Genomic DNA, 626 nt, shown 5'->3' on the forward strand with positions numbered 1-626 from the left:
CTCCTTATTCGTAAAGCGTTAAATCAATTTCCTGAAAACGGCTAACTTCTTTTACCCAGCGCTCTGCCACATATTTCGTATGTACGGGATGAACATTATATGCGTCATAGGCCGCTTGATCTGCAAAAACCATTGAAAATCCAAAATCATAATCCGTCTTGGCACTTACTTGACGAAATACTTCAAATTGCTCAACGCCAGGTATAGCCGCAAGCTCTTGCGCGCTTCCTCTAAGAAATTGCTCCGCTTCCGGAGTATCCTTGCCAACTTGCAAATTAAAAACAACCATATGTTTAATACGCTTTGAATTCATCGTCACATGTCTCCTTTTTTATCCAACTTCACTTATTATAGCGGATTTTGCTGGAGCGAACTACACACCCCTGAGATCAGCTTAAACACATAGCTCAAGAGAGAACTTTCGCATGGCTTCCTTATTATGGGGAATAAAATAAGCCCCAAGTGTAAACGTTAAGCCTGAACGTTAATTTGACGCAGAAAGGATGACAACTGGTGGAAAATAAAAAACATACGGGCAACTACAAAGGAACAACGAATATGAATGCAAAAAGTCAAGACATGGAGTTCGTGAATGACACATTGGAAAACGCTCCTAGCATCACCCC

Annotated in this window: 1 protein-coding gene; it reads right to left on the bottom strand. The window is 41.1% G+C overall.

What is annotated here, in order from left to right; translation table 11 throughout:
- Window positions 1-4: 4 nt before the first annotated feature.
- Window positions 5-313, bottom strand: coding sequence for a Dabb family protein (locus AC1DUA_RS39925; RefSeq protein WP_477504918.1), 309 nt, complete (start codon window positions 311-313; stop codon window positions 5-7).
- Between the last annotated feature and the right edge of the window lie 313 nt (window positions 314-626).

This window comes from Paenibacillus sp. 01T422 (assembly GCF_056398785.1).

Excerpts from the sequence above, each read along its gene's own strand:
- AC1DUA_RS39925 (WP_477504918.1), bottom strand. The coding sequence starts at position 313 with ATGAATTCAAAGCGTATTAAACATATGGTTGTTTTTAATTTGCAAGTT.